General features: G+C 44.7%; 10 protein-coding genes. All 10 read right to left on the reverse strand.

Features of this window, described 5'->3' with window-relative positions; genetic code table 11:
- Nucleotides 1-18: 18 nt before the first annotated feature.
- The 10 genes from JF818_RS03645 to JF818_RS03690 all read right to left on the reverse strand — a co-directional run bounded on the left by JF818_RS03645 (nt 19) and on the right by JF818_RS03690 (nt 5,649).
- The gene (locus tag JF818_RS03645) at nt 19-312 is read right to left on the reverse strand and encodes a hypothetical protein (RefSeq protein ID WP_198890624.1); all 294 of its coding nucleotides are present in this window, start codon (nt 310-312) and stop codon (nt 19-21) included.
- A complete protein-coding gene (locus tag JF818_RS03650; RefSeq protein ID WP_198890625.1) occupies nt 309-695 on the reverse strand; it encodes a helix-turn-helix domain-containing protein in 387 nt (128 codons plus the stop codon). Before JF818_RS03650 ends, JF818_RS03645 begins: the two co-directional genes overlap by 4 nt.
- A gap of 14 nt (nt 696-709) precedes the next feature.
- Nucleotides 710-1,120 (reverse strand): hypothetical protein, encoded by a 411-nt coding sequence (locus JF818_RS03655; protein WP_198890626.1) that lies wholly within the window; start codon nt 1,118-1,120, stop codon nt 710-712.
- Nucleotides 1,117-1,917: a hypothetical protein gene (locus tag JF818_RS03660; RefSeq protein WP_198890627.1), complete on the reverse strand. Its 801-nt coding sequence runs from the start codon at nt 1,915-1,917 to the stop codon at nt 1,117-1,119. Before JF818_RS03660 ends, JF818_RS03655 begins: the two co-directional genes overlap by 4 nt.
- Before the next feature lie 776 nt (nt 1,918-2,693).
- On the reverse strand, nt 2,694-3,041 hold the full coding sequence (locus JF818_RS03665) for a Lin1244/Lin1753 domain-containing protein (RefSeq protein ID WP_198890628.1): 348 nt from the start codon (nt 3,039-3,041) through the stop codon (nt 2,694-2,696).
- Entirely contained in the window at nt 3,038-3,490 is a 453-nt protein-coding gene (locus tag JF818_RS03670) for a recombination protein NinG (protein WP_198890629.1), read from the reverse strand. The genes JF818_RS03665 and JF818_RS03670 overlap by 4 nt, the downstream gene beginning before the upstream one ends.
- A 2-nt stretch (nt 3,491-3,492) precedes the next feature.
- The gene (locus tag JF818_RS03675) at nt 3,493-3,858 is read right to left on the reverse strand and encodes a hypothetical protein (protein WP_198890630.1); all 366 of its coding nucleotides are present in this window, start codon (nt 3,856-3,858) and stop codon (nt 3,493-3,495) included.
- Nucleotides 3,859-3,994: 136 nt separating this feature from the next.
- Nucleotides 3,995-4,414 (reverse strand): single-stranded DNA-binding protein, encoded by a 420-nt coding sequence (locus JF818_RS03680; protein WP_198890631.1) that lies wholly within the window; start codon nt 4,412-4,414, stop codon nt 3,995-3,997.
- Between the two features lie 3 nt (nt 4,415-4,417).
- Nucleotides 4,418-4,828, reverse strand: coding sequence for a hypothetical protein (locus JF818_RS03685; RefSeq protein WP_198890632.1), 411 nt, complete (start codon nt 4,826-4,828; stop codon nt 4,418-4,420).
- Nucleotides 4,825-5,649 carry an ERF family protein gene (locus tag JF818_RS03690; RefSeq protein ID WP_198890633.1) on the reverse strand — a complete coding sequence of 275 codons (825 nt, stop codon included), beginning with the start codon at nt 5,647-5,649 and terminating at the stop codon, nt 4,825-4,827. The genes JF818_RS03685 and JF818_RS03690 overlap by 4 nt, the downstream gene beginning before the upstream one ends.
- Nucleotides 5,650-5,752: the final 103 nt, after the last annotated feature.

Raw genomic sequence — 5,752 nt, forward strand, 5'->3', positions numbered from 1 at the left:
CAATGAATACTTTCTTACTCATGCCACAATCTCCTCATCCACAATCCCTTTAAGCAATTCCACAATATACTCATCAATAATCTGTGCCCTCTCGGAAACTTGTGGCTCTGATTCTGGCACTGAAGAAATGAGCAACCGGAACAACTTTCTGCTATGTCCCAATCTATCAAGAACAGCATCAAGCTTATCTGCTTTTTCTTCTAGCCAGTCTACATATTGATTTGTAAATATCTCATTATCATCAAAGTCAGTAACCATAGGTTCCGATTTTGTAGAATCATTGTAGTCTTTCATTTGCTTTGTCCAATTCATGCTGTTTCCCTCTTTGCTTTTACGTTCTTGTACGATGAAGCTATGACCCCAAGATAGAATGCTTCTGGAAGATTCAAGTCAACAGCCATTTGGCCTATAGCAACAGCCATCAAGGAAAGGCTTTTTTCAGCTTCGTCAATGTTTGTGTTTATGTGGATAGTTTCTTTCTCTTCATCTGCAATCACTGCTACGTAGTCATATTCTTCAATAGGTTCAGAGTCTTCATTACCCATAGCCTCTTCAATCTTTAGCAAGGTATCCAGTCTCGGTGAGGATATTTCTCCACTGCAGAGCCTTCCTACCGCTGAGTGGTTCATACCCAACCTTCTACCTACCTCACGACAACTTGTCTCTTCAACTCTCTCTATCAGCCACTGCTTCATCACGCTATAATCTCTCATATCTTCTCCTCGAAATTGTTTACAAGTCCTTGACAATAAGCCTTTGCTTCATCAACGGTAGGAAAATCACCTTCACTTCCAATCTCATTGTTTAGCGAACCGGTATAAACACCTTCAGTATCAGAGAAGACATAGAGAGTTCCCCAAGGCCCTTCTGCTCTCCACTCCTTATAATATCCGTCTATATAATTCCATTTGAGTTTATAATTCTTGGCTTTCTTAAGCTCTCTGCCACAATTCGGGCAATACCTTGCAGTGAATTGAGCATCTACCGGTTTGTTGTCCTTGTGGGTGATTTGCACGTAGATATACCCTTTCTCAACCAAAGCGATTGCATTGTTGGTTTCACAATGAAGTGATTTTGAATTATCTCCCAGCTCACAATACTCACATGGTTTCTTATTCATGCTGTTTTCTCCTTACTATAGTCATGGTGCTTAATACCCAGATACTCTTCCTCATATGGACATCTGGTAGGAAGTCCCTCAATCTCTCTCCAAGCGTAGTACAGGTCTCTGATGAATGCTTTCATCATGAACCGGATAGCTGCGTTGTGCCGGTGTTTGGCTGTGGTCTCATTCCACATCTTGCCCTCACGTCCCTCGATTTCCCTTGCCTCATTCTCCAGACGGTTCTTATAGTCATAGTAGAATTTGGCATAAGGGCTTTTTGCCTTGAGGAATGAAGAGCCAAGCACCCCAAGCATCTTCGTTCTCAGCCTTGCATTGTAGGGAGCAAGATACCCTGCGGTGAGCTTGTCTCCACGGATCATATCGTCTGTGACTACAACCTTCCCATCCTTCATCTTCCTGCCCTTCACAAGCCCAGGATTGAGTCCTGTGAACTGCACCATTGCACTGATGGTATGGGCTTTATGAATATCGTATTCGGAGATAATGACAGCCGCCATCATCGGCCCGATACCCTTTGTTTGCTTGAGAAACTTGTCGTAGACAGGGATACCCTTGAGTTCCTTGTTGAGTGACTTTACCAGATTCTCCTCAATATCCTTGGAATCATCATAGGCATCGACCAATGAGGGGATATCCTCGGCATTGATAGCCATTTCAGTCCCATTGTCCTTCTGGTCATTCCCGTCTTTCTTGAACCGTAAGCGATTGCCCATCTTGATTCTTATATCCTGATAATCATAGATGGTTCTCACGATTCCCTTGATTCTCATTCTTTGTTCTTCTGATTGCATAATTCTCTCCTTAATATTGATTTAGTAACAATCGTTCTTATGATTCGCTCTCGTACTTTGTGGTATCTCATTTTTAATGACTCGCTTATCTGTACTGACTCTTTCCTTGCACCTGACACACTTACCGTTTGTGATGTTCTCTCATTATCTGATTCGCTCTCGTTTGTGCTGTTGTCGAAACTATGACTCGCTCCAGTGATTTGATGTTTTCTTAATTTCATTAGCTCGCTTTGCAAAATGTGTTTATCAACCTTTTTGACTCGCTCTTCTACTCAGTATTTCTCTCAAATATCATGGCTCGCTCATCTACTTTGTTATCATCTGATTCTTGACTCGCTCATCTACTTTACTGTTATCTAAGTCAATGACTCGCTCTTCTATTCTGCTCCTTTCTGACACTCGGCTCGCTTCTACGTTCTGCTGTTCTCTTGACTACTGACTCACTCACTTCTATGATCTCCTTTCTGAAAAATGATTCACTTTCCTGTTGTGCTGTTAATTGCTTTTCTTGATTCGCTCTAAGTGATTGCTGTTTTCTTATGCGTAAACTCGCTCATATATATGCTGTTCTCGCCAGTACGACTCACTCAATTCTCTAGATTTACTCATATGAAAAGGTTCACTTTTATATCATGCTGTTTTTGCTTGGTCTTGATTCACTCTGTTCATTTGCTTTTATCATTCCAGTTAGTTCACTCATTCGATGTAATTTTATTCAGCCGGATTGGTTCACTCTATGGTTATGCTTTTAATCGTCACAATGGTATTAGAGAACGTCATGAAGCCTGTGGGCTACGGTTTCTGCTTCGGCACTTTTCCACCTGCCTGATCTCATTCTCCACCCTCTCACAAGTGATGAATGGGCCATGCTTGCTGATAAGCCCCAATTCCCTCATGGTGTTGAGGATTCTCCGTACAGTGAACCTGCTCAGCTTCAATGAGGAAGCAAGACTCTGCTCAAGAATCACGCCATTGGGGAGCATATGCGCTTCATCTGCATACAATCTTTCAAGCAGATGCCAATACATTCCGTAACCCTTCGCCCCGAATTTCTTATACAATGCTGCAATCGCTGGATTCTGCAGCTCGGTCATGTAATGCCTAAAAAAGAATAGCTCTTTCATTTTATTACCTTCTCCTTTGCTATCTCGTCAGCAAGCTTTTTATACAGCTTTGCCAATTCCAGATATTCCTTGTCCTTTTTCTTGGTGGTGACCAGTAACCGGTCAGCCTCGGACAACCTTTCCATTGCCTCCTCAGAACCCTTGGAGGCCATTGCCATATCCTCTACTCTCTGCAGTCTTTCAAGGCCAATGAGAGAGAGAAGGCGGTTACGGTACGCAATATGGTTTCCACTCAGCGGGCCATTGCAGTATTTGCACTGTGCCCATACGTTGTCAGCGTCCAACTCAGTTGCTCGTGTTTTTCGACTTTCGTAGTGACCACCGTCCATCTTGGAGACATGTCCGATTTTCCCGCAGGAAACACATTTTGCGTAACCATTCACATCAGCACAAACATAACGTCTGTACCTCTGGAACTCCTTCAACGCCTTCTCTCTCGCACTCGGCACAATCAAATCCTCTCAAACTCAAGGGCTGGCGTACCATACTCCCTGATAATCCTGTTTGCCTTCTTGAGGGGGGCAAAGATGTTCAATGCCCTCGACCTCATTTCATTGGCAAACGCCTCGATCTCTTCAATATCATTTGTGCGATAGTATCCTTTACCATCCGAAAAGCTCACGATGATAAATTCATCACCAAAGTCTATCTTTCTCAATTCGGAGATAATCAGCCTAGCTGACCTGTCTCCCATTCCCCACAGGGTGCTTAGCTCCTTCCTTGAGATTGCGTTTTGCTTTCCAATCGGTAGCATTCCATACAACCTCTGAGCTTCCTGTCTTGATAGGCTTAGTTTTTTTGGTTTTCTTGCTGGCACGGTCTCTTCTCCTCACTTCATCTATGTTCTTGCTGCCCTCTGGAGCTTCCGTACAATACCTAAGTTGACTTCCCATCTCTGCTTTTTGCTTGCATTTGTTGGGACACTTTCTGCACAAATATTCCATCATTTCCCCCTAGAACGGTATTTCATCATCATCGTATTGCCCTGTATATGAATTGTTGTAACCTTGGTTGTTACCGCCATTGGAATACTCTTGCCCCCCAGAACCGCCTTCAGTGAGGTGGAGTGGTTGGACTCCAAATGAATCTGCATACAAGACCCATTTGCTACGCCTTGAGCCATCGTTGGCATTCCAGAATTCCTGTCTCATTTCCCCTCTGACCACCACCGGTTTGCCCTTGGTCAACTTGCCGGTAAGCGATTCAGCAGCCCTTGAGAATTGCACCACATCAAAGAACGATGAAGCTGTCTGTCCCTTCTCATATCGGCCTACAGCAACCGAAAACTTGAGTATCGGGGTTTGCCCTGCATACTTGATTTCGCTGTCAGTGGTGAGCCTTCCTGTTATCATGATCGTACACATATCTGCCATTGATTAATCCTCCAAGTAATAGCCATTCTCTGATGCAAGCATATGAACAGCCTCTATCAACAACGCACATTCCCCAATGTTAGCCTCACTGGAAGGAATGCCCTTGAATCCGTAATCACCATTGATAGGATTGCCGGATTTATCCTTTTCCATTGGATACCCAAGATGCACAGCCTTAGCCTTTGCCATTTCCTTAATATCTTCTTGGGTTCCCCCAGCCATTTCAGAGAGCCTCTTGCAAAGTACATGGAAGTAAGCATTTTCCTTCAATGTCCGCTTCTGGTAGTTTGGTTCAATCGTAACCTTGATTGTTCCATCCCCCTTGAGAGCCTTTGCAAGCACAGCCTCGAATTCGGCCTCATATCCGGCAGGGACTCGAAAGTCCCCACCGTGAACCACGAAGGTCATTTTCATGCAACCACTCCGCTTGATTCAAACGGAACATCACCAAGGTCGTCACCCTCAAACAGCTCCGGCCCTTGCTCACCATTTGGATTCTGGATTGCATCATAGACCTGGGAGTAGATACTGTAGGTGATATCCTGAGAGGTAGGTGCTCCGAATTGCTCAAACAAGCCCTTTGCAGTCAGCTTGTCACCATCACAGAGGCGGAGAATATTCCCCCATGCCAAGTTAACTGTGAAAATATTCTGTGGAACTTTTCTGATTGCGTTCTTTTCATCAAAGATCTTCTCCACATTGCTCTTGACCTCTTCCATTGAAGCAGCCTTCGGGTCGAATCCCTGCTTGGGAGTAGGTCTCTTCACTGGTTGCGGCCTGTTTCCCTGTGGAGGACTTGTCACCTTCTTGCTCGGTTCCTGTACCTCGCTGTCTGGATCAATCATGTCCTCGGTTGGAATGCAAAGCGTCTGGAGTAGGGCATACTTGTGAGCGATAGCCATGCCCTTGTTAGCTCCCTTGTCTCCACTGTCCATACCCTCACCAACGACCACAGCTTCAACGCTTGAACCATCAGAGGCATAGAAGGTGTACTTCATGGTCAGAATCCGGTAGATAAGATTTCCTCCGTTTCTAGTCTGCCTTTCCTCCGTCCTCTCACTGAGAACGGTAGGAACGGTGAACACTCCATGTTTTGCGAATATCGGATGAACGGTATTGTAGACATCGTCAATGCCTCTGAACTTGAATTTCTGTTGCTGGTTGGTCTGGTTCTTGCCGATAGCATCGACATCTTTCATGACCTCAGCCATAGCCTCGTATATCTTGTTAGCCATTGACAGCCTCCTTTTCCTCGTTGAGGGAAGCGATATACTCACGATAGAACGAACACTTCTCGGCACAGTTGCAATAGTCCTCACATTTAACGGAGACTCCTGG

Source organism: Sphaerochaeta sp. S2, from assembly GCF_016406725.1.
Lineage (GTDB): Bacteria > Spirochaetota > Spirochaetia > Sphaerochaetales > Sphaerochaetaceae > Sphaerochaeta.

Coding starts and splice junctions, on each gene's coding strand:
- JF818_RS03665 (WP_198890628.1), bottom strand. CDS start 3,041: ATGAAAGAGCTATTCTTTTTTAGGCATTACATGACCGAGCTGCAGAAT.
- JF818_RS03680 (WP_198890631.1), bottom strand. CDS start 4,414: ATGGCAGATATGTGTACGATCATGATAACAGGAAGGCTCACCACTGAC.
- JF818_RS03690 (WP_198890633.1), bottom strand. CDS start 5,649: ATGGCTAACAAGATATACGAGGCTATGGCTGAGGTCATGAAAGATGTC.
- JF818_RS03655 (WP_198890626.1), bottom strand. CDS start 1,120: ATGAATAAGAAACCATGTGAGTATTGTGAGCTGGGAGATAATTCAAAA.
- JF818_RS03650 (WP_198890625.1), bottom strand. CDS start 695: ATGAAGCAGTGGCTGATAGAGAGAGTTGAAGAGACAAGTTGTCGTGAG.
- JF818_RS03660 (WP_198890627.1), bottom strand. CDS start 1,917: ATGCAATCAGAAGAACAAAGAATGAGAATCAAGGGAATCGTGAGAACC.
- JF818_RS03685 (WP_198890632.1), bottom strand. CDS start 4,828: ATGAAAATGACCTTCGTGGTTCACGGTGGGGACTTTCGAGTCCCTGCC.
- JF818_RS03645 (WP_198890624.1), bottom strand. CDS start 312: ATGAATTGGACAAAGCAAATGAAAGACTACAATGATTCTACAAAATCG.